The 23,743-nt window shown below is 24.3% G+C and carries 15 protein-coding genes; 7 read left to right on the top strand and 8 right to left on the bottom strand.

Annotation, left to right across the window (positions count from 1 at the left end):
* Nucleotides 1–556: 556 nt before the first annotated feature.
* From DMC14_RS01235 to DMC14_RS05960, 3 genes are all read right to left on the bottom strand, one after another.
* Nucleotides 557–9,964 carry a hypothetical protein gene (locus DMC14_RS01235; protein WP_137412657.1) on the bottom strand — a complete coding sequence of 3,136 codons (9,408 nt, stop codon included), beginning with the start codon at nt 9,962–9,964 and terminating at the stop codon, nt 557–559.
* 232 nt (nt 9,965–10,196) lie between these two features.
* A complete protein-coding gene (locus DMC14_RS05965; RefSeq protein ID WP_277870952.1) occupies nt 10,197–11,222 on the bottom strand; it encodes an HxHSH motif-containing lipoprotein in 1,026 nt (341 codons plus the stop codon).
* Nucleotide 11,223: 1 nt separating this feature from the next.
* On the bottom strand, nt 11,224–13,095 hold the full coding sequence (locus DMC14_RS05960) for an MAG3240 family lipoprotein (protein ID WP_137412656.1): 1,872 nt from the start codon (nt 13,093–13,095) through the stop codon (nt 11,224–11,226).
* 125 nt (nt 13,096–13,220) lie between these two features.
* On the opposite strand from DMC14_RS05960, the gene DMC14_RS05955 reads away from it, so the two are divergent.
* The 4 genes from DMC14_RS05955 to DMC14_RS05945 are packed head-to-tail and all read left to right on the top strand — an operon-like array spanning nt 13,221 to nt 17,622.
* Nucleotides 13,221–14,174, top strand: a complete 954-nt coding sequence (locus DMC14_RS05955) for a ZIP family metal transporter (RefSeq protein ID WP_116171424.1) — start codon at nt 13,221–13,223, stop codon at nt 14,172–14,174.
* A 20-nt stretch (nt 14,175–14,194) separates the two neighbouring features.
* On the top strand, nt 14,195–16,540 hold the full coding sequence (locus tag DMC14_RS05950; protein ID WP_116171423.1) for an OppA family ABC transporter substrate-binding lipoprotein: 2,346 nt from the start codon (nt 14,195–14,197) through the stop codon (nt 16,538–16,540).
* A gap of 16 nt (nt 16,541–16,556) precedes the next feature.
* Nucleotides 16,557–17,027 carry a variable surface lipoprotein gene (locus DMC14_RS01210; RefSeq protein ID WP_116171422.1) on the top strand — a complete coding sequence of 157 codons (471 nt, stop codon included), beginning with the start codon at nt 16,557–16,559 and terminating at the stop codon, nt 17,025–17,027.
* Between the two features lie 52 nt (nt 17,028–17,079).
* Nucleotides 17,080–17,622, top strand: coding sequence for a variable surface lipoprotein (locus tag DMC14_RS05945; RefSeq protein WP_127922961.1), 543 nt, complete (start codon nt 17,080–17,082; stop codon nt 17,620–17,622).
* A gap of 50 nt (nt 17,623–17,672) precedes the next feature.
* Here DMC14_RS05945 and DMC14_RS05940 read toward each other — a convergent pair whose 3' ends face one another.
* Both DMC14_RS05940 and DMC14_RS01195 read right to left on the bottom strand, forming a co-directional pair.
* Nucleotides 17,673–18,737 (bottom strand): helix-turn-helix domain-containing protein, encoded by a 1,065-nt coding sequence (locus DMC14_RS05940; RefSeq protein WP_116171420.1) that lies wholly within the window; start codon nt 18,735–18,737, stop codon nt 17,673–17,675.
* Between the two features lie 19 nt (nt 18,738–18,756).
* Nucleotides 18,757–19,155: a cytidine deaminase gene (locus DMC14_RS01195; RefSeq protein ID WP_137412655.1), complete on the bottom strand. Its 399-nt coding sequence runs from the start codon at nt 19,153–19,155 to the stop codon at nt 18,757–18,759.
* A gap of 181 nt (nt 19,156–19,336) precedes the next feature.
* Between DMC14_RS01195 and rpsP the strand changes: the two genes are divergently transcribed.
* From rpsP to rplS, 3 genes are read left to right on the top strand one after another with little or no spacing between them, the layout of a single operon-like run.
* Nucleotides 19,337–19,597 carry a 30S ribosomal protein S16 gene (gene rpsP, locus DMC14_RS01190; protein WP_116171418.1) on the top strand — a complete coding sequence of 87 codons (261 nt, stop codon included), beginning with the start codon at nt 19,337–19,339 and terminating at the stop codon, nt 19,595–19,597.
* A 2-nt stretch (nt 19,598–19,599) separates the two neighbouring features.
* Nucleotides 19,600–20,277: a tRNA (guanosine(37)-N1)-methyltransferase TrmD gene (gene trmD / locus DMC14_RS01185; RefSeq protein WP_116171417.1), complete on the top strand. Its 678-nt coding sequence runs from the start codon at nt 19,600–19,602 to the stop codon at nt 20,275–20,277.
* Entirely contained in the window at nt 20,267–20,620 is a 354-nt protein-coding gene (gene rplS, locus DMC14_RS01180; protein WP_116171416.1) for a 50S ribosomal protein L19, read from the top strand. Before trmD ends, rplS begins: the two co-directional genes overlap by 11 nt.
* A 42-nt stretch (nt 20,621–20,662) precedes the next feature.
* On the opposite strand, the gene DMC14_RS01175 is transcribed toward rplS, so the two are convergent.
* The 3 genes from DMC14_RS01175 to tyrS are packed head-to-tail and all read right to left on the bottom strand — an operon-like array spanning nt 20,663 to nt 23,737.
* The gene (locus tag DMC14_RS01175; RefSeq protein ID WP_116171415.1) at nt 20,663–21,370 is read right to left on the bottom strand and encodes a class I SAM-dependent methyltransferase; all 708 of its coding nucleotides are present in this window, start codon (nt 21,368–21,370) and stop codon (nt 20,663–20,665) included.
* A 41-nt stretch (nt 21,371–21,411) separates the two neighbouring features.
* Nucleotides 21,412–22,479 carry an alanine/ornithine racemase family PLP-dependent enzyme gene (locus DMC14_RS01170; RefSeq protein WP_116171414.1) on the bottom strand — a complete coding sequence of 356 codons (1,068 nt, stop codon included), beginning with the start codon at nt 22,477–22,479 and terminating at the stop codon, nt 21,412–21,414.
* 13 nt (nt 22,480–22,492) lie between these two features.
* A complete protein-coding gene (gene tyrS / locus DMC14_RS05935) occupies nt 22,493–23,737 on the bottom strand; it encodes a tyrosine--tRNA ligase (RefSeq protein WP_116171413.1) in 1,245 nt (414 codons plus the stop codon).
* Nucleotides 23,738–23,743 lie beyond the last annotated feature (6 nt).

Below are 23,743 nucleotides of genomic sequence, written 5' to 3'. Positions count from 1 at the left end.
CCTTTCTTATTTATTACCTTATAATTGTATCAAAAAAATCCCCAAAAACAAGTTTATAACCAAAAAAACTCTAAAAATAAGTAGAAACTTGTAAAAAAATATTAATTTATTAAAAAGTTTGCATTGTACTGATATAAAGTAATACAAACAAAAATTACAATAATGTGTAAGAAAATACCTTATTTTAAAAATTAACTTATAAATTTAAAAAACAATTTTGATAGCATAGCCAAAACCACTAAAAAATGATTTATTTTTTCACAATTATTATGTTATGTAAAAAATATTAAACAGCTTTTTGTTTTGCAATTTATATATTGTTTTAAGAGTGTAAAAAAAACCTTGTTTAAACATTAATAAATTTTACCGTTTTTTATTTTATTAAGTATTTAAATTACTTAACAAAAAAAACTTAAAACAATATTACCAATTATTTAAAAAATTAAAAACCAAACACAATTTGTGTTTGATTAATTATAAAATTTTAATTATTTGTTTTAATACAGAGCAAACTTGTTATTTTTTAAAATTTATTTTATCAAGTTTATTATCTCATTTAATTTTCAATATCTTCGGTTCGAAAAATTCTTCCTTTATAGTTTTTTTCTTCACGCAGCCACTTGCCTCATATTTCATATGAAAACATTTTATTAAACAACCCTGTTTTTCAACATAATTGTCCTAATTGATCTATTGTGACTGAATGTCTAACATTCTCAAATTGTTCGTGATTGACATCAACGTAATATCATTCAAAAAAAGCTTTAAATTTTGTTTCAAATTCATTATTCAAAGTCTTGCTTATAATTTTTAGTCATTTTTGAGTGTAATTAATTTGTGTCGATCTTAATTCAGTTGCAGTTATCATATCTTCTATTGTTTTTAATAAATTTTTTCTATAATTTCCATAATCTTCGACTTTCGAATATGTCATATACATTACTCAAAAATCATTATTATATTTTATAATTTCTTGTCAATCTAAATAGTTTATTGATAAAGGATATTCTTTAGATGCTTCATAAATATAACCCATTTTGTTTTTACCTATAATTGTTCTTATTCCATAAGTAAATTTTACACAGGTTCCGTCAAAACTCACGTTGTATATTTCAAATTTTTTAAGCAACTCTAAATTAGACTCAATTATAAAACCTTTATTTGAGAAGGGGCTAAAAAGTTTTTTAATAACTTCAAAAGAAGTGTCTCCTTCAATAAAATTATCTAAATCAGTTTTCTTTATAAATGGAGAATTTTTAAAATTGAAAATAGGACGATATTCTAAATTTCTATGACTTTGTTTATTAAATCCCGTTATTTCTTTTTCTAATATTTTTTTAGACTCTAATCCATAAATATTGTCGCTATATTTAAGTTCAACTTGAATTTTAATAATGCCTGTTTTATCATTTGGTGAGTGATCAATTATTGTAAAACTATGGTTTGGAGATAAGGAACCGTCCAATTTAGTTTCATGAATATGATTTTTGCCAAATTCTGATGGAAGCATATTTTTAAAATTATTAGGAACAGATAAAGAAATGTTTGTTGTGTTTGTTAAATTTTGAATAATTAAGCCTATTACATTGTTTTCAACTATTTCTTTATAAATTTCATTAAATTTTGTTGGATTAGTCATTTGGTTAAATTTATTTTTTAATGGGTTAATTAATTTTTGTTCATATTTACTTTGGTCTTTTATTTCTATGCTTAATTTTTTTAATTCTTTTTGAGATATTTTATTTATTTCTCTAAGAACTTCTTTTTGTTTATCTGCATAAGGTTTTAGATAATTTTCATATTCACTTTTTGTTTCTAATTTATAAAATGGTTTATCGACTAGTATTTGATCTAATTGCGATGTTAATTTATTTATTTCAGAATCATCAACTTTTAAAGTTCCATCAGAGTTAAAGAATTTTGAATAATTAGAACTTGTTGTTTCTGTAACATTGTGCAATTGATTAGATACTTCGCTATAGTCTATATCAATTGAAAAGTAGCCATGAAGTGGAGAATATAAACCTACTAATGAAACATATTCAGCAGGAATATTCAATGTTTCAATGTTTCAACTTTTAATCTGTTCTCTTTTATCAATAAAGAATTTTGCTTTTTCTAAATAGGTTTTTCAACCTTTGGCCAATTTATGTTTATTTTCTACTATTTCTGCAACTTTTAATAAAACATCTTTTTCTCCTTGTTTTCCTGGAACTGTAGTAGTATCGTTAATTGTGCCCATATATATTGAATGTGCTGTATTTTGAGTGTTCTTATCAGTTGTTCATACATGCTTTAAAGTTTCATCTAATTTAATTTTAAAACTATCTAAATTTGTGCCATTTCAATGCATATTATCAACTTGAGCTTGCGTATAAATATAGTTTAAACGTTCTAATATTTTATTTATAATAACTAAATTACTATTAGCTTCTTGTTTTGCTCTTTCAATTATATCCTTAAAGTCTTGCTCTGTATTGGTTTGGACATTTAAATTTTTAATTTCTTCTCTAAATTGATTTCCTTCTTTTCGATAAATAAATGTCAAAATATATTCATTTTGTAACATATTTAAATATTTTTCTCGATATTCTTCAAAATGTAATCTATTTTCAATATCCGATTTTAATTCATTTGTTTCATCAATTAAAGAATGAGAGTTTGTTTTACCTTCAGCATAATCGAAATCTGTAGCTTTTTGTAAAGCTTTTTGAGCATCTTCTAAAATACTTTCAAATAATGTTAATAAAGACTCATATTTAGTTTTATCTTTTGAATTTTTATCAGTTTCATATTGTGATTTAGCATTGTCAAAAGCCTCTTTGGCTTTGTTGTATTCAGTTTGGTATTCTTGCTTATTTTCTTCTAACTTTATATTCAACTCATGATTGACTTTATTTTGTATATCGCTAATTTTATCTTGTAATTCTTGCAATGCAGTTTCAATTTCTGGTTCATTTTTAATTGCTGCATCAGCCGAAATATTATTGTGTAAATTATTTGCGTTATTTAATTCTGAATTTAATAAGTCAATTTTAGCCTTTAATGGGTCTATTTTATTTAATTGTAATTTTGCGTTGTCGTATTTATCATTTAATTTTTTAATTTGTTCTTTAATTTTTTCTTTAGCTTCATTAATTTTTTCTAATTTTTCATTTAAAGCTTTTTGAATTTCTTTTAATTTTTTGTCATAGTTTTCAATTAATTCTTCTGCTTTTTGTTTTGCTTGTGAATATTCTTTGTCTTCAGCTTGTGTTTTTGCATGTTTTAGAGCTTCGATCATAATGTTTAAATCATGATCAGCTCGTTCTAATTTAGCTTTAATTTTATTGTTCAGAGCTTCGTTGATTTCATCTACTTTTTCATTGTAAGAATTTTCTTGTTGTGATATAGCGTCATCTATTGCTTTTTTATCATTATTTAATTTAGTTGTTAATTCTTCTTTCTTTGTGCTAGCTTCATTTAAAGCTGTACTTAAATTACCAATTAATGTTTGAATTTCGCTAATATTACTATTTTTAGGATCATTTGCTGCTTCATCATGAATTTTTTGTGCATTTGTAATTTCTAAACCTAAAGATTCTAAAGAAGCTTCCAAAGAATCGATTTTTTCTTTAGCGTTTTCTGCGCTTTGTTTTTTAGAATTTAGGTCTCTAATAGCATTTTGCAATTTTGTTTTTAATTCAGCTATACGCCTTTGTTCTTTTTCGGTTTCTGTTTGTAGTTTTGTTCTTAAGTTTTCTAATAAAATTTCGATATCTGAAATGTTATTTTCTATTAAAGAATTTTTTTCGTGGTATCCTTCGGCATTTGCTTCTGTTTTAATAGTTTCAAATTTAGGTTTAACTTTTTCTAATAATTCAATAGCTTCTTTTATTTTAGGAATTTCAGTTCCACAATTTTCAGCTTTTTTCTTAGCAGTTTTATAATCGACAGAATTTAAAGTATTATATTTTCCGTCATATTTATCTTTTATAACTTTTGCTTTTAATTTTGCTTTATCAATAGAAGTTTGTGATTGATCAAGAAGGCTCTTTAAGTTGTCTAGTTCATTTTTAATATTAGCAATAGCTTGATTTGTAGGCTTATTATATTCATCATAAACTTTTTTTGCTTTTTCTATTTCAGCTTCTAGTGTTGATATATTAGATTTTATTGAATCGTATTTAGTTTGTGCATCTAAGTTATCTTTTTTAGGTTTTAAAGCATCATGTGCTGCTTTTAAAGCTTTAATAACTTCTTCAATTCTTTTTTCTTCAGTTTGTAATTTAGCTTTTAAATTTTTAATTAATAATTTGATATCAGCTATATCGGTTGTTATTTCCGAATCTATTTCATGATATTCTTTTGCGTTTGCATCAGTCTTGATTTGTTCTACTTTATTTTGAGCTGTTTCCAAAGCAGTAATAGCATCATTTATTTTTTGAACATTATTTCCACTATCTTTTTCAAGATCTTTAGCGGTCTTATATTCTTCTTTCTTGAATTTAATATATAATGCATCATATTCTTCTTTTATGTCTTTTGCCTTATTTTTAGCATTTTGAATAGAGTTTTTTGAATCATTTAAAAGACTATTTAATTTATCTAATTGTTCTTTAATTCTAGGTATACCTTGATTTTTTGTATTATTATTTTCATCATATACATTTTTAGCATTATCAATTGCTGTTTCTACAGTACCAATGTTTGAATTTATAGAATTATATTTATCTTTAGTATCAAGAGCATCTTTTTTAGGTTTTAAATCATTATATGCATCTTCTAAAGCCTTAATAACACCAGTAATTCTTTCTTCTTCTGATTTTTGAGCATCTTTTAAAGTTTTATTAAGTCTTGTTAATTCTGTTTTTATATTATTTAATAAAGCTTCTGCTTCGGTAACTTTAGAAGAATAGTGTTTATTTGAAGCGTTAGTTTTTACCGCTGTGGTATCGGTTTGGATTTTTTCCAATTTTGTAATAACGCTTTGCAATTTAGAAATTTCTTTAGAGTTTAAAGCTTCTATAATTTCTAAATTAAGTGAAGCAAAAGCATCTTGTTGAACCTTTAAGGCATCAACAATTTCTTTTTTATTTCTTTCATTTTCCTCATTTAATGTTCTATGAGTTTCTGTTGCTTGATCTGTTAAAGTTTTTAATTCTTCTAAAGTAGATTTTAAACTATTGTGTTTAGTATTTTTTTCAATATTTTCTAGATTATGTTTTGCAATTGCGGCTGCATTTTTTTGATTTAAAATAGGCAATTTTAAATCTAAATCATCAATGTTGCCTTGAGCATTAGTTGCTGCATCTTTAGCCGCCTTCAATTTTTCAATTATTCTATTTAATTCAGTTTTAAGAGCTTCTACTCTAGCATCTTCACCTTTTGCTTTTTCTAAGTCTTCTTTAATTTTTTCAATCTTTGTATTTATTTCATTAATTAAAGTTTGAGAATCTTCGACATATTTATTATATTTATTAACAGTTGCTAAATTTTTAGCAGCCTCTGCTTCTTGCAACGCCTCTTTTAGAGCATCTAAAGCAGATTGTAATTTAGTTGAATCTTCTCCTGCATTTTGAGCTAATGTAAAAGCACCTTGTTTTTTGTTATTAGCTTCATTATAGATATTTTTGGTAGCTTCTTTTTTATTATCTCTTTCTTTAGTTTTTGTTGTCTTAGTTTGTTGTGCTGCTTTAATAGCAGTATCTAGAGCATTTAGTTTTTCAGGAACAGAAACTTTATCTTTATATTCATTTTTATTATATTTGTTATATGTTGATGTAGCATTAGTAATTTCTGTTTCTAATAATGGAAGTTTTGTAGTTAATTCATCAACGCCAGATAAATTATTCACTTCTGAAACTAAATTTTGTAATGCTAGAGTAGCATCTTCTATTTCTTTAGCAATTTTCCCATCTAATTTATTTGTAATTTCAGTTAATTTATTTGTAATTTCAGTTAATTTATTTTCTGCTGTTTCTTTGGATTTTGAATCGCCTTTTTCATTTGCTTTATTTTTAGCTTGTTCTAAAGCTTCTTTGGCTTTTTCAAGAGCTTCTTTCGCTTCTTCTAATTTAGTTTTATCGGTTCCGGCATTATTAGCTTTTTCAAGAGCATCTTTGGCTTTTTCTAATTCTTTATCTAGCGCTTCTTTAACTTCTTTTTCATTATTTTTTTGAATATCTTCTAAGTTTTTTTTGAAATCATTATAGCCATTTAATTCAGCTTCTAAGGCATCTAATGCTTGTTTAAGTTCTGGAATTGATTGATTTTTAGTTATATTATGTTCAGTAAATTTAGCTTGAGATAAGCCGTGTTGAGCTTCTAATTTAGTAAGAGCTTCTTTTAATTTGTCTATATTATTTGAATTATTTGTAGCAGCTTCTTTGGCGGCATGCAATTTATCTTTTGCTTCTTCTAATTCAGTTTTAACTTGCTCAATTCTATTAGTTTCAGCATTTAATTCATTATCTACTTCATTATTTTTATCAGAAACATTTTTTAATAACTCTTTAGCCTTATCTGTTTGAGTTTTATAACCCTTAGGTTCAATTTCAGAAACTAAAGCTTCTAATTTAGTTTTTAAATCGTTAAGTTTTGATAATGATGATTGTAAGTCGTTTTTATTTTTATTTGAAATAGCACTATCAGCTTCATTTAATGCAGTTTCGGTTTCTAATTCTAAAGCTTTGACTTTGTCTTCTATATTTTTCTTAGAATTTGCAATTTCTGTTTCTTTAGTTTGTTTTAAAATTGTAGCTTCATCATATTTTTGTTTAAATGCTTCATATTCTGTTTTAACGTTTTGAGTTTTATCTATATCCGCTATATTAGTATTAGGATTTGCTTCTTGAATTTTTTGAATTAATTCATCTAATTTTTGTTGTTGTTCGTCTAAGCCTTGAGCATTATTAAGGTTTTGAATAGCTGCTTCTAATGATTGTTTTGAAGCTTGCAATTTTCTTTTCAACTCTTCAATTCTTAGTCTTTCTTGTTCGGCAGCACTTTCTAAAGCGGATTTTTTATTTCTTGCTTCTGTTAATTTTTGTTCAATTTGAGTTTTTAAATTTTGTGCCTTACTTTTTAATTCATCATATTGAATTTCAGTTGCTTTTTCAATCAATTTATTTATATTTTCTAAATCTTTTTCAAGTTTTGGTATAACTTGAGTTACTTTAGATAAATCATTCTTGTTTGTTTCAAATTCATTAGAATTTGTATCAAAAGAATTCTTGGTGTTATCAAATTGAGAATCAGCGTCTTTTCTTTCTTGAACAATTTCATCCTTACGAGTTGAAATAGATGCTTTCTTATCGTTGGCATCATTTATTTTATTTTTTAAATTATCAAATTCTGTTTGATATTTAGCTTGATTAGATGCTAAATTATCTTTTGTTTCATTAGCTTTTTCTAAAGCCAATTTAATATTATCTAAGGCTTGAGTCGCTTTTTCTAAATTGTGTTTATTTTCTTCTTTTAAAGCTTCATTAACTTCATTTATAGCGGCTTCAAGATTACTAATTTCGTCATTTATCTTTTGTTTATTAACTTCTATATTTTTAGCTTCTTCTTCAGCAATTTTGTCTTTAACTTGTTGCTCTAAAACTTTAGCTTCATCTATTTTTTGTTTTAATTCTTCAGCTAAAGTAGACATGTTATTATCAGTAGCTTTATTTTTTGCTTCTTCTGCTTTTTGAATTGCATCTTTTAATTTATTTTGCGATTCTTTTAGGGCATCTAAATCATTATTTTTTAAAGCCTCGTTAGCAGCTTCAGTAGCTTCTTTTAGTGATTTTTTAGCTTCATTTGCTTCGGTAGTTATTTCTAATTCTTTATTTTCAATGTTTTGGATTGCTTCTTTGGCTTTATTAAATGCATCTTCTGCGGCATCAATTTTATTTTTTAAATTTTGATTATCTTCTGTTAATTTGGCTTTATCTTTATTTTTTTCATATAAAGTTTTGGCCTTGTTCATTTCAGTTTCTAAAGCATTTTTGGCATTTACAATCAAATTTTTATCATTTGAATTTAGTACATTAGTAGTAGAATCAATTTTTTCTTGCAAATCCTCTATTTGTTTTTTAATTTTTTGTTTTTCTTGTTCCAGTTGTTCATTTTCCAATTCAATTTTTTGTTTTTGGTTATTAATTAGTGTTGTTGCATTATTTACTTCTTGTAATTTTTGATCTAACTTATTAATATTTTCTGTATCATTTACATTTTGCGCTAATGTCTTAACATTTTCAAGTTCAGTTTTAGCTTTTGAAAGTTTTTCTAATGTTGAGCTTAAAATTACTAAATCTTCACTTTCTTTATTTGCATTTGCCTCAGAAATGGCAGCATCTGCTTTTTGAATAGCTGCTTTTACTTTTTTATCTAATTCATCTTTAGCGTTTTTTAATTCATTTAATCTCGTTTGGGAATCGATTGATTCTTGTTTTGCTTTTTCCAAAGCCTCTTTAAATGTATCATATTCTGCTTTGAAAGCATCTTTAGAAATATCATTTTTTAGTTGGTTATCTAAATCATTTGATTGTGAAATAATTGCATTAAGCTTTTGCAATGCTTCAGTTAACGAAGTAATATCTGTTTTAGTTTTTGTATTCAAGGTTTCTTGGTTTAATTTATTGGTGTTTTCAATTAAACTATTTTTAATTGCTTGAATTCTTTCTTTTTCTATTTTTAATTTTTCTTGAGTTTGTTTTAAAATGTCTGCAGCTCTATTGATTGCAGATTCTAATTCAGTTTTTAATTCATCTAATTTAGCTTTAATTAATTTTTCTTTAAGTTCATTTGCTTTTGTAATAGCTTCTTCTAAATGAGCTATTGCTAAATTCATTTCATTAATTGATTTTGCTTTCTTAGCTTCTTCTATTGCTTTGTTTAAAGCTTCAATAGCGGCGGTTGTTTCTTGTCTTAATTTTTCTTCTTCTTCTTGCTTTTGTTTCAATTTAGTATCAAGATCTTTTGTTTGATCTTTAAGTTCTTTTAAAGTTTCATCAATTGATTGCTTAATATCATTTAAATTTAATTCATTAGCTTTTTTAGAAGCTTCCTCTCCAATTTTGATAAGAGAATTAATATTGTCAATTGCTAATTTGAGTTCTTCTATTGATGAAGCATTTTTTGATTCTTCGATTGCTTTTTTTGCATCTTCTTTAAATTTATTAGCAAATTTCTTTAAATTTTCTTTTTCTTGTTCTAAAGTTTGAGAATTTAATTTATTTTTTAATTCTTTTACCGCTTCTTGTGCTTTATCAAGCGCTTCTTTTAGTTGATTTGATAAATTAGTTTCATTAAATAAATCTAATTTTTCTTTAATAATATTCCCTGTACCAATAAGAAGATTTAATGAATTTATAAATTCTTCAAATTCCGCTTTAATTAAAGCTCCTTTAGATTTTTCAACTTCACTATTAATTTTTTCAATTAACTTTTTGGCTTCGTTTTTAACTTTTTCCACTTCTTTTAATTTTTCAGCTAATTTTGCTTTTCCTTGATCCAAAGCATCCTTTGCTTTTTCAAGAGCGGACTCTAAAGCTTTTTTATCTTGACTTAAAGTGTCATGCTTATCTTTATTAGATTGAAGTTTTTGTAAGCTTTTGTTAATAATATCAATAGTATCAATTCCAAAGCCAACGTGTTTTTCTAATTTTTCAATTTGTTCTTTCAAATCTTCAATCGATAAAGATTTTTTAATATTGCTTGAACCTATATTTAATGCTTTAATTAGTTTTTCAATATATTTACGCAATTCTTTGTAATCTTTATCAACTGTTGCATCTCAAGTACTTGCTTTTGAATGTTCATTATCAGAAATATTGGTTTCTGGGTTTTGTATTTTTTGATCTTTGTCTGTTCCACTTTTTCTTTTTCCATATTTTGTTGCTATAATAGCAGCAACACCAGCCGAAACAGCTAGAGCACTAAAAGTGGAGCCTAAAATAATGGCTAATTTTTTCTTTTTTGTTGTTGAACTCATACAACCTCTTTTCCTTGTTTTTTATAATAGAATTATAATTCTCTACCTACTTAAACATAGATATTAGCATTTTATTTTATAGATAAAAACCCATTTTTGGATTTTTTTATATAAAAAATATACAAATTTGCTATAAATCAAGGTATTTTTATTTCTTTAATTAGTTTTTTTATGCAAAAAAGATTTCTTAGTTTTAATCTATGTTAATTAATTTAAATAAATTAACACTTTTTTAATCATTTCAACCTAAAAAAATATCATTTTCCAAACCTTCTTTTTTTATTTGTTCATTTAATAATGCTTTAAGCTGATTCATAATTTTTTCTGCTTTTGTTTGAAAAATTTTATTCATAAGATTATTATTGTCTTCTAATTCCATTTCATTTTCAAATAAATCAATTAAAAATTTATAATCTGATTCATAGTTTCTTTGTCCTATGTTATCAACAACATTTTTCTTAAATGTTGCATAATCTTTTTTAAACTCGTTTAATTGATTAATATCTAAAACATTCTTTTTTAATAATAAATGCCAAAGACCCATTTCAAACATTAAATTTATTATAGCGTGAGAATGAGAATGAGAATTTTTATCTGATTCTATATTAATTTTTTCTAAATCTTCTTCTTTAGAAATTTTGGCTTTATTATATAAGTGATTTTTTAAAAATTTTCATGATGAAATAATTGCATTTTGAATTTCACCTTGCTTTATATCAATTCCGCTTTCTCTTTGATCCAAAACTTTAATAAATTTTAAAAATTGTTGATTATCAAAAACCAAATTAACATCACTTAAAACTGCATCAACATCTTGAAAAATTAATTGATATTTATTAAATAATTTAGCTAATTTGCATCTATCTTTTCCATCCTCCAATAATCATTTATTATAAAATTTTTCAATTTCGGCAGAATTTTCTGGTATTCCTTGTTCAGGAATTAAGGCTTCAACTTTTTTAGACAATGATTTTAATTTTCTATTAATATTAAAATATTTTGTTCGGTAATTACGATATTTTTCCTTAACTTCTAAAAAAAGTTCACTTATGGAATTTCCATATATTTCTTTTATTTTTTTTGGAATTTCATGATTAAAAATAAAATCTTTTGTTTCATCTTTATTATCAATAGATCCATCTAAATTAATATTTTCTTTATCGTTTGGGTATTTAATACAAGAAATGCTAAAAAATGGTACCAAAACAATGCTTAAAGTGCTTGCATATTTTAAAAACATTTTATTTTTTCAATTCATATTAAAACCTTTCATATTTTTTAAGAGTAAAAGTGTTTATATCATCTTGTTTATTATAACCTTTAAAATAGTTTCAATAAAGCTCTGCTCTTGCTATTTCTTTTTCATTTTTAGATTTAAAATTCCTATCTTTATCATCACTGAAACTCATAAATTTTAATTCAAAATACAATCTTCCAACTTTATTTTTTTCTGGCTTTAATTCAATATCAATTCTTTTGACTCCACTTAAAGTTTTTTTGGATTCGTTTTCTAAAGCATAAGCTAATAAATAATTATTTAAATAAGAATTAAATACTTGAATTTGATAAGAATTAGTATTTAAAAGTGATGGTTCAAAATGTTGTCTACTATCATTATTTCAATAATTAAATAAATTATTCATCTTGTCTGAAGCTCTATTTAATGATTGCATAAAAGCACTATTTTGGTTTGAATTAACAAAATCATCAAGAGAAATTCCTTTAATTATCCCTTTATTATCCGGTTTAAACGAATAAATATCATTAGGGCTCAAATTCTGCTCATTAACATTATTAAATATTAAACCCTTAAACCTATGACCGTGATCATCGAAGTTAGAACTTAGCCAAATATAATCTTTATAAGTTTGATCTTTTTTTATTACTCTAACAATAGCTTTAAAAATTTGATTTGTATCAAAATAATCACTAAATTGGAAATCAATTATTTTATATTCTAAATCTTCATTTTTTTTATATTCAGGAATATCAATTTGAAAAATTTCATCTTTAAAAGTATTAAATAAATACATTAGTCCCTTAACATTCCAATATTCGGGAGAAGTAGATGATTTTATAAAGTGGTTAATGTTATCAATTATTGTTAAATATTGCTTTCCATCCATCTTCAAAAGTGGATTTTCAATATAGTCTGTAAACAAGGGCAGATTTTCTTTTAAACCTTTATTCCCAACACCAAATTTACCATTTGTTTTATATGTTCTAAAACCATTCAAATAATAATGTTTTTGTTTGTTTTCTTGAGACATTAATTCATTACCATTTCAGTCCCTTATACTTTTTATTTTAAATTTTATATAGTCTCCATTTTCCGAATATGACTCAACTATACTTGTATCATTTCAATCTATTTCTAAACTGCCAACATTAACATTAAACTTATTTAAATATAACTTTAAAATGTTGCTAAAAAGCTCTCTTTGATTTTTATGTTCGTTCCCTAAAAAAGCTGCAGCTTGAATATATTGAGGCTGAATTCAACTTGAGTATAAAGTTTTTTCTTTTTTAGAATTAATTAAATATTTTCTATTCATTGTTGAATAATTTAATTCGATATCTTGATTTAAACGAAAAATTATAGTTTGCATATCTTCAAAATAAGGGTCGCCATTGCGACGATTAAAATCCTTTCCCTTTAAAATTGATAAATTACTAAATCATTCATCATTAAAAGTTCCGGCAGAATCTATTATGTCAAAATCATATTCAACTAAAAAACTATTAATATCACTATTTTCTTCAGAATCAAAAATAGTTATATTGTTATTTTTTGAAATTTTTTGCTTTCAATTGTTTCTTATTGGATAATCAGGTTTATATTCTATTCATGTATTATTTTTTTTCAAAAACATTTTATTATTTTCAATTTTTACATCTTCAAATTTATGTTTACCATTTTCATCAAAATAATAAAATATTTTTTCATCTTTTTCAATAGAAGCAATTTGATTTAAAGATAATCTATTAAGAAATACTCTAGATATTTTATTAATATCTAAATAAACATCTTTTTTAAATTTTTTATTATAAATACAACTAATCGGAATTAATGAAAAAGCAATGGGGCTTATGACTCCAATTATTCTTAATATTTTGTTTTTCTTTATCATAACATATAAATTTTATCATTTTTTTTATTATTATAGTTATAAAATTATTGTATAATATTGTAGTTAGGTAAAAAGAATATAAATATATTTATATAACTCTCAATTATATTAATTTAAGGAGAAAAATGATAATAACTAGAGAATTGCCCGGTTTAGCAAGTGCAAATCTTTATCTCTTATTATTTCTAAATTTATTAGTATATATACCAATATTAGTAGCTTTACCTTTATTACTAATGGGTTTATTATCTCTAATAAAAACAGAAAAAATAAGAAATAATAAAAACTTTTTAATTTACATTTATGCTTTTTCAACAGGAATGTTTTTAATGCTTGGAGCTTTTGGCTTTTTAAGAGAAGGGTACGACATAGCCAAAAGCTATACGCACGGTGGAACTTTTGTTCAAAGTTCAGAAATAATTAGAACTTTAACAGTGGTAGGCATTATGGGTATAAGCGCTTTAATTGGATTTAGTTTAGTAATAGGCGGAAGATACTTATTTATAAAAAAAGCTAAAATAGATCCTCATACAGAACATGAAGAACATAATCACTCAGATCACTTAATTTCTTTTAAAGATATAGATAATCCCAAGGCCGCATGATTAGCAATTCTTTTATTATTAAGTCATAGAGTTATAGATGGTTTTTTTATTGGATATACAATTTTTAAAATAATCGTATCTAAAAATACTTTTTCTAGTTCTTTAATGTTATTAATCACTTTTACATTGCATATTTTATTTGAAATTAGTATAGTCTACTTTAGACAAATTCAATATGGAGAAAAAAAACGCAAAGCTGTTATGTATAACTTTTTAACTTTTATTTTAATTATTCCTTTTATATTTATGGGCGCTTTTTTCGGAACATTTTTAGGAGGAACTTTAAAATGAATTCAATCTGGAATATTAACAATGGGGGGGGCAATTATTGTTTTTACTTCTGTATTTGAATTAATACCAGAATTTATTCATATTAGAAATAAGAATACAAAAACTTTATATTCTACTTTTATAACATTTAGTGCAGCTATAGTAATAACAATAATACTACTAAGCTTTCACACACATGTTTAATAAAATTTTGAGGGGATAAGATGAAAAAATTATTACTATTAAGTTCTTCAATGGTTTTAATGCCTTTATGTACAATTTCTTGCATAAAGAATAATTTTAATAGTAATAAATACTCATATGTTGAAAAAAATAACTATGCAAATGATTATGGAGATTTTGCATATTTAAATAATAATTTTCTAAGTGAAAATATTAGAAAAATTAATTTAGCCACTTCAGCAAAACTTTTTAGAATCAAAAGTTCTCAACAACCATTAATTGATTTTAGGGATAATATTGTGCTAATTCCTTCTTCCATTTCTTACAATTTTGAATGAGCTAAAAAAGTAAAGGTTGTTTCTAAATTAAATTCTTATGAATTTGATAATGATATGATAGATATTGTTGAATACAACCCAGAAAATAATAACGAAGAAGCGGGTATTTTTAAGCCTAAAAAAGATAAAGGCAACGGCTTTAATAGCGCTTTCTTAAATATACCTTCTTCTGATCAAAAATCTATAAATAACAATAATTTTAAAAAATCTTTAAAGGAAGCGAAGTCGTTTGAAATTTTTGTTCACGAAATGCCTAATGTATGATTAAATTATCAAGGCATTAAACAAAAAAATAGTTTTATTAATATTAAATCTTTTAAATTGGGGTTATTTGCTTCATTATTAAAAAACAAAGATTTTAGAAAAAATTATGCTAAAAAACACAACATAGCATTAGGAGAAACTAATAATAAAAATGAAGCTTTTAATGGTTTTGATTTATATACATTTTTAAGAAACAATAAAATTAATGTAGAAAAATTATTAAGTTTAGATACAAATAGTTTAACAATAGAAACTAATGATAATAGTTTTATTGACTTAAACAATATTTTTGAAAATTTATTTATTATACAAAACTATTTTGATGCAATTCCTTTTGAAATAATTGAAAAAAAATATGGTAATCCTTTTTTAAATATTAAATGATTTTTTGAATATGGAAAAAACTATAAAAATCGTTATTTTGCTGGATTTTATTATATTTATTCATCAAATTCGAATGAAGTTATTTTAGAAAAAAACAAATTTTATATAAAACCAATAAAAAAATCCTTAAGGCAAATAAAAATTGAATATAATCCATTAAAAATATCAGAAAATACTTTTTCTTCTCAAATTACTAATGCTTTCAAACAAAACATTGTTTCAAAAATAAATTATGAACAATTATCTTTAGATGACAAGAATTATATTTTAAAGAATTACAAGAAATATAATTTTTCTTATCAAAAAAATTTTAATAGATATAGATTAAATAATTCAATAATCATTAATCATAATCCAAACATAAATACACCTTATATGAATAATAATTTTTTAAAAATTTATTATGGTTTAGACAATAATTTGCATTACAGTTTAACAGCTAAAAATTTAGCATTTCAAAGCTTATTTAACAATATAATTAATCAATATGCATTAATTGAAGATAATAAAGATATATGATTATCTCAAGCACCACAAAACCTTTTATTAACAGCTTCCACAAATGGTTTAAATTATGCAGATTTAAAAGATGCTTTTGTGAATATTTCTAATCCTATTATTTTAGATTTTAATTCTCAAATAATAAATAATACTTTTCAATTTCAAAACAAACAAAAACTTTCAAATCCTTATATTATTAAAATAAGCAAAAAAATAGAATCTGCATGGTTTGAAAAAATAAAAAATGAATTAAATTTAATTATTGAAGATTTTTATATCAAAAAACCTTCAAATAAGTCTATCTATATTAATATACCAGTCTTAATAAATAATAAAAATCAATTTGTTTTAAGCAGAATAAATTGATCTAAAAAAATTTTAAATAGCATAAATCCGAAATTGGTAGTTGATATAACTCTAATAGATGATTATGAAAAATATAATGAATTCTTTAATAAAAACAAATCAATTTATAAACATAATAAATTCAATATTTTTGAAGGCACTTCTAGCGAATATTTACTATCAATTTTAACTAACAAAAACAACAATATTATAAATCTTTCTAAAACAATAAAAGATTTAAATATACAAGATAAAAATGTTTATGTTGAATTAATTAATTATCAAAAATTTATAGAATCTAAAAATATTGATAATAATAATATTCAACTTAGTGATAATTTATTGAAAATTGAGAATTATATTAATAAATTAAATTTAGAAAGTCAATTATCTTTAATAAATGAACTTAATAATTTGCTAAGTTATACTTTAAATTTTAATAATCAAATAAATATTAACAACTTTTCAAAAATTGTATATCAAAAACATATTGTTAAACCGCTAAGTCCTAACGATTTGAATTATTTTCAAGATATTCTAATAAGAGGTAAATAAAAAAGGAGAAAATAAAATGAAAAAAACAAAAAAATTTTTATGGTTAATAGGAATCATACCAATAATAAGTCTTCCAGTAATTTCTAGTTCTTGTGATATTAGTGAAAAAGACTTTCAAGAAAAAGACGTTCCTTTATTAACCGATGGGCAAATTCAAACTATAATTGATGCCTTCGAATTCAAATTAACTGCTGAAGGCAAAAAATTAATGCAAGAAAACAAATTGCTAGAAAAATGGGATAAATTTGTGCGCATGCGTGAAAACAAACAAGAAATAGCAGAACAAATAATTAATTACAATATTGAATTTAAAAAATATTTTATTTTTAAATATCACCCATTAACAGGTTTTGGCTCAGCACATAAATACAATTTTAAATTAGGCTATAATGATAATAATAAAATAGTAATTAAATATCAAATACTATGTATAGATAGAAATGATCAAATAGAAAAAGCAAGCGAAGTTAAATTGGATTTAAATTAATTTCGCTTTTTTATTTATATTTTTAAATATAAAAATGTATTAAAATATATATATGAAAAAAAATAAATTAGTATTGAGCATTTTATCTTTATCTAGTCTGCCAATCTTACCTATGGTGGCTGTTTCATGTAACAATTCTTTAGATGATGGTGATGGTGATGGATGAATTGATCCAGCTCCAAATCCAAATACTAAACTACTAAATAGTTCTCAAATAAAATTAGTTGTTGATGCTATTTCTTTTACAAAGACAAAAGAAGCTAAAAAATTATCAAATGATGAACTTATACAAATAATTAAAAACATTAGGTTAGATTATTATCCTGAAGATAAGCAAATAGAAAATAATATTGATAAAAAAATAAAATTTGAAAATGCTGTTAAAGATGGAAGATTTAAAAAATATTTCAAATATTCTGCACCTGATGAAAGTGTTTTTCCTTTTTTAAATGGTCATATTTTAGAAATGGAAATAGTTTCTTCTTATGAAGGCAGGAGATTGCCAGGAATAAGATTTAGTATTTTGTGTCCAGACAAAATATATAAAGGAAAAATGTCTTCAGAAAAAGACGGATTTGTTCCATTAGATGACTAAAAAATAAGATATACAACTCAAAAATAATTGATTTAGTATATCTTATTTTTTTATTTATTTTTAAAAGATACTTTAGGATATTTTTTAAGTACTTGCCTCGTAATATCACAAACTTCTCCCTTATATTCGATATGTTTAATAATAGAACAATTCTCATGAGCTATAATAGCATCATCTAAACCCTTATATTTTATTTTTGTTTTTGATTTAAATTCTCGATATGCCTTAGAATATATTTCATCAATTTGATTTTCATTTGATTTTATAAAAAAACAATGAGTAATTTCATGAAGAATAGATCTGAAAATAAAAGCTTCACATTCAAATATATCTGAAACAAAAATAAGCCTTCTAGCTCCTTTTTGAAAGGCAATACTTTCAATATTACTATTTTCAATAAAAGGCATTGTTATTAATATCATTCCTTTAGTTAATAAATAATCTTTTAATTCTTTTATTTTTTCTTCAAAATTAAGATTATCTTGACATATAGTTTTAATGGTTTTTCTAAAAACTAAGTTAAAACTCGTTTTTCTAAAAACACCTAAATTTTTATTGTTAATTGATTCTGGTATAGATAATTCACAAAATCTTATTCAAACCTTGCTGTTTGGATTTTGATAAACTTCTTCATCTGCAATGGCATTTTCTTTTAAATAATCTTGGTAATATTTTAAATCTGAAACTCCATAAAATCTATTCATAGTCATTAATTTTTTACTTATTGGCATTTCTTTTAATAATTTTAAATTACTTGCCAAAGGCAAATTAGGGTTTTGAATTAAAAACTCTTCGCCATATTGGCTTAATAATTTTTCAATATTTTTGTCATTAGATTTTTCTTCATTTGCATAAATAGAATATACTTCTGATAAAGTTCCTAATTCAAGGTTAAATACATTTTCCAAGCCTTCAATAATAGATAAGCTTAAATTTACATTTTCTTTACTGTTAATTATTATGTACACATATTGTGTACTTATTCCTAATCTTTGTGATAATTCTTTTTGAGACATAGAATATTTATTTAAATAATAATTAATTTCTTCGCCAAAATTCGAACCATGTAATTCAATATGTTTTAGATCACAAATATGTTGTTTTGTATTGTCCATAAATTAAAAAATTACCTTTCTATTTAATAGTTATATCTTCTTCTTTTACTCCATTTGGCAAAATATCTTGAATATAAAAAACTTTTTCTTCCTTTAAATCTGTTGAATACAATATTATCTTTCCATTAGATTTCAAAAATTGTGACATCACTTGTCTACATGCGCCACAAGGATATAAAATTTTATTTAAATTACTAATAATGTGAATTTCTTTAAAACTACCCACTTTTGCACCATAAGCTAATGAGCCAAATAGCGCAGATCTTTCTGCACATAAACCACTGGGAAAAGCTGCATTTTCACAATTAACACCATAATATTCATTTCCCTTATCATCAATGGCTAAAGCTGCGACCTTCACTTTAGAATAAGGAGAATAAGAGAAATTTAATTTTTCTTTTAATAATTCTTTTGTCATATTAATATATTTTACCATGAATAATTTTTAACAAAAATTTTAAAACAACAATTTAAAAAAAATGCAATTAAAAAAGTGTCAAGTATTTTTGCTTAACACTTATTTTTTGTGGTAAAATAATATCATTCTTTAAAAATATAAAGAAAACAACATACACTTAGAATTTATAGAAAGGAAAATCATGGTTAAATTAAGACTAAAAAGAACTGGTAAAAAATTCCATGCTGTTTACAAAGTTGTCGCTTCTGATGCGAGAGCTCCACGTGATGGAAAATTTATCGATGAATTAGGACACTATGACCCTCATACAAAACAACTAGTACTAAATGAAGAACTAACAACAAAATACCTAAACAATGGTGCCAGACCAACCGATACAGTTAGAACTCTACTAAAAAGAAATGATTTCTACAAAAACTATGTAGCAAACAAAAATAAATAATTATGAAAATAAACATACTCACATTATTTCCGGCTTATTTTGAGGCATTTAAAAACCAAAGCATGATAGCAAAGGCAATTAAGCTCGGTCACATTGAATTAAATATAATTGACTTTAGAAAATTTTCAAAAGAAAAAAGAAACAAAGTTGATGATACAGTTTATGGTGGCGGTGATGGAATGCTTTTACAAGTAGAACCTATTGATTTAGCATTAGAAACAGTACCTAATAGTCATAAAATTCTTGTAAGTCCGCAAGGCCAAAAATTTGATCAAAACAAAGCTCATGAATTATCTAAATATAATGAAATTACGCTTGTTTGTGGTCATTATGAAGGTTTTGATGAACGCGTTTTAAATTTCGTGGACGAAGAAATTTCAATTGGCGATTATATTCTTACCGGAGGAGAAATACCCGCTATGGTTATTTCAGAAGCGGTAGCTAGATTAGTTCCAGGAGTGCTAAGAAAAGCAAGTCACGAGAATGAAAGTTTTGAAAATGATGGTTTATTAGATTATCCACAATATACAAAACCAGCTATTTACAAAGGATTAAAAGTCCCTGAAGTATTATTATCAGGTAATCATGCTTTAATAAAAAAATGACGTGAGGAAAATGCTTATTTAAAAACCTTAAAAAATCGAAAAGATATAATTGAAAGGAAAAAAAATGAGAACTAAATTATTAGAATTTGTAGAAAAAGATCAAATTAGAACAGATCTTCCAGAAGTTAGAGAAGGTTATAATGTTAGAGTTCACGTTAGAATTAAAGAAGGCGATAAAGAAAGAATTCAAGTTTTTGAAGGATTGGTTATCGCTTCTTATGGCGAAGGTATTAATAAATCAATTACAGTTAGAAAAGATTCATATGGTGTTGGTGTTGAACGTGTATTTAAAGTTAACTCACCTTTAATTTCAAATATTGAAGTTAAAAGAAAAAATAAAGTTAGAAGAGCTAAACTTTACTACATGAGAGGCTTGAAAGGTAAAAGCACTAGATTGAAAGAAATTAAAAGAAAATAGTTTTCAATTTAGAATAAAAAAATGCAAACGAGATTGCATTTTTTATTTAACTTTTTTGACAACATAAAAGTCACAACTTTTAGAATAATCTTTAACTCATTGAAATTCTTCAAACTCGTTTCTATTTTTCTTTTCTAAAATTTGAAAATTCGCTTCTTTTAATTTTTTAACAATATCATCGTTAGTATAAAAATGATGAAATATACTGTTTTTATTTTTTTCTTGTATTTCTAAAGTTTTATTTTCTCAATTATTATTTTTGAATAATCTTTCATTCCAAAATTCTTGGAACTCTAAATTAGAAAAAATTTCATGTATTGTAAAAATAAATATTCCGTCTTTTTTTAAGTAACTATTTATATTTTTTAGAGCTTTAATGACTGCGCTTTCCTCAATTATATTTTCAAACCCGTTAAACATAAATAAAATAACATCAAATTTATTATTTAAAGTATTCTTATATTCTGTAATATCCAATAATTCATGTTTTATATCCATATCTTTAGGAAACCTATCAAGCATATCTTGGGAATAATCAACAGCCAATATATTCAATTTAGGAAATATATTAAATAAATTTGTTGATACTCTTCCAGTTCCTGTTCCTATTTCCAAAATAGTCTGATTAGGTTTTAAATATTTTTTAAATATTTCTATTTCAGATTTTCATAAACCTTTAAGATTGGTTTTTTCATATTGTATTGCTTCTTCTTTATAATGTTTTTTATTTATTTTATCAATTTTATTCATTTGCTAATTATAACAAAGTTTTAACTTAATAATCTAGGAATTTATTTTTCAAATTCTTTTTTTACATATTTAGAATTAAACAAATACAATAAACTTCCTCAATCTAAATTAAATTTTATAATATCTCCGGCTTTATAAGTATTTTTGCTATTTTGGGCATTAATAATCATATGATCAGAAGAACCTCCTAATATTACTAAATCCTTATCATATGGTATCATTGCATCAAACATAGTATCTAATTTTCCTATAGCCAAAAGAATTCTTTTAATGTCTCCTATATCATCAAAATGTGGAATATGGCCAAAAGCATCTACACCACAAGCTCCTACTGGTAAGGAAGATTTATAATCAACTTCTATTACTTCAGCTTCACATCTAAAGGCATCTCTATGCATACCTTCTATAGTTTTTCTATACATATCTTCAGTTCCAAAAATCATAGCAAAACCCATACGCAAGAAATTAACTTCCTTGGGCATTCTATTTTCTCAAACCATATGCAAGCTTAAAGAATTTCCTCCGGAAATGTGAGTTAATTTAATATTTAATTCTTTTTCTATTTGATGTTGTAACAAAACAAATTGCGCCATAGATTCATCAGAAGGTATTCTTGCTCCATAACAACCAAAATTACAACCCAAACCAATAAGTTTAACACCTTTTAATTCTTGAATTTGTCTTGCTATATATAATGTTTGTTCAGGAAGGCAACCTTCTCTTCTATCTCCTAAATCAACCATCAAAACAATTTCATGAACTTTTAATTTTTTTTCTAAAACATAATCACTAATTTTTTTTATTACTTCAATATCGCCATTTAAAGAAGAATCGCATAATTTTAACATTTTAGGAATTTCAGAAATCATAGGTATTCTAAGCAATTGTTTATGCCCTGGTATATCTTTATATATTTCAAAATTTTCTAATCTAGAATCTCCAAAATATTTAATTCCTGCTTCATAATATAATTCAGCCATTCTACGATTACCGCAAAAACCTTTAGTTACTGCTAAAACTTCAATATTTTTTTTCCTGCAAATTTCTATAGCTTTTTTAACATTGTTTTTAAACTTAGTTTCATTTATTACAATTTTAGGAAAATTCATAATGCTCCTTATTTTAAGAATTTTTTTTATTTTCTAAAATATAGAAATCTTTTTTTCCTTTTCTTAGCAATGCATATTTGCCTTCAAAAGTTGAAAATTTAATTATTTCTTCTTCAGATTCTATAACTTTATTATCTAATAAAAATGACTTTTTAGAAAGAAATTCTCTTGTTTCTCTATTTGAAGAAGTTACATTATTATTTTTAATTAAATCAATAAATTTAATATTTTCCTTAACATCAATTAATGGTATTGAATACTTTACCATTTCAATGTCATTTAATGTAAGAGAAGAAGAGTCTTTAGAAAATAGAACTTCACTTATTTTTTTAGCTTGTTGGGCCAATTCTAAAGAATGGACATTTTTTAAAACCTCAAATGCTAAAGTTTTTTGAGCTATTCTTTTAAACTTAGCTTTATTATGTTCTTCCATAATTTTATCAATCTCATCTAAGCTTAGAAAAGTTAAAGTTTTTAAATATTCATCGACCTTCTCGTCAGCTTGATTTAAAAGGAATTGATACATTGCATAAGGACTAGTCATTTCTTTATTTAGTCATAAAGATCCGCCACCGGTGGATTTTCCAAATTTCACTCCATTTTCATCGGTCAATAAATTAATAGTAATAGCTACTGCATCGGCATTTTCTCCATGAATTTTTCTAATAAATTCAAGACCAGTTGTAATATTGCCTCATTGATCAGAACCACCTGCCTGAATTTTAACATTATGCTTTTCAAACATATTTTTAAAATCCCAACCTTGAATCAACTGATAACTAAATTCAGTAAAACTTAACCCATTATTTAATCTAGTAGCTATGCTTTCTTTTTCAAGCAAATAGTTGACATTAATCATTTTTCCAACATCAGTTAAAAATTCAATTAATGTCATATTTTTATAAAAATCATAATTATCAATTACTTCTAGTCCAAATTTTTCTAATTGAGCTTTTATTGCCTTTTTGTTTTTATTTAATGTTTCTTTATCTAAAAAGTTTCTTTCAGTGCTGCGAAAACTTGGATCTCCTATCATCCCAGTTGTTCCGCCTAAAATAGCGTAAGGTTTATAACCTGCTTTTTTAAATCTTAATAAAGTTGAAATTTGTAAATAATTACCCAAGTGCAAACTTTGAGCAGTTGGATCAAATCCAATATATACACCAGCCCCCTTTTTAATTTTTAAAAATTTTTCTTCACTTGAAATATTATTTAAAATTTTTCTTTCTCTTAATTCTTCTAAAAAGCTTAAGCTCATTTTTTC

Origin of the sequence: Metamycoplasma phocicerebrale (assembly GCF_003383595.3) — a bacterium.
In the GTDB taxonomy this organism is placed as follows: Bacteria; Bacillota_I; Bacilli_A; order Mycoplasmatales; family Metamycoplasmataceae; genus Metamycoplasma; species Metamycoplasma phocicerebrale.
Note: the sequence above shows the minus strand (reverse complement) of the source record. Positions and strands in the feature narration are given on the sequence as shown.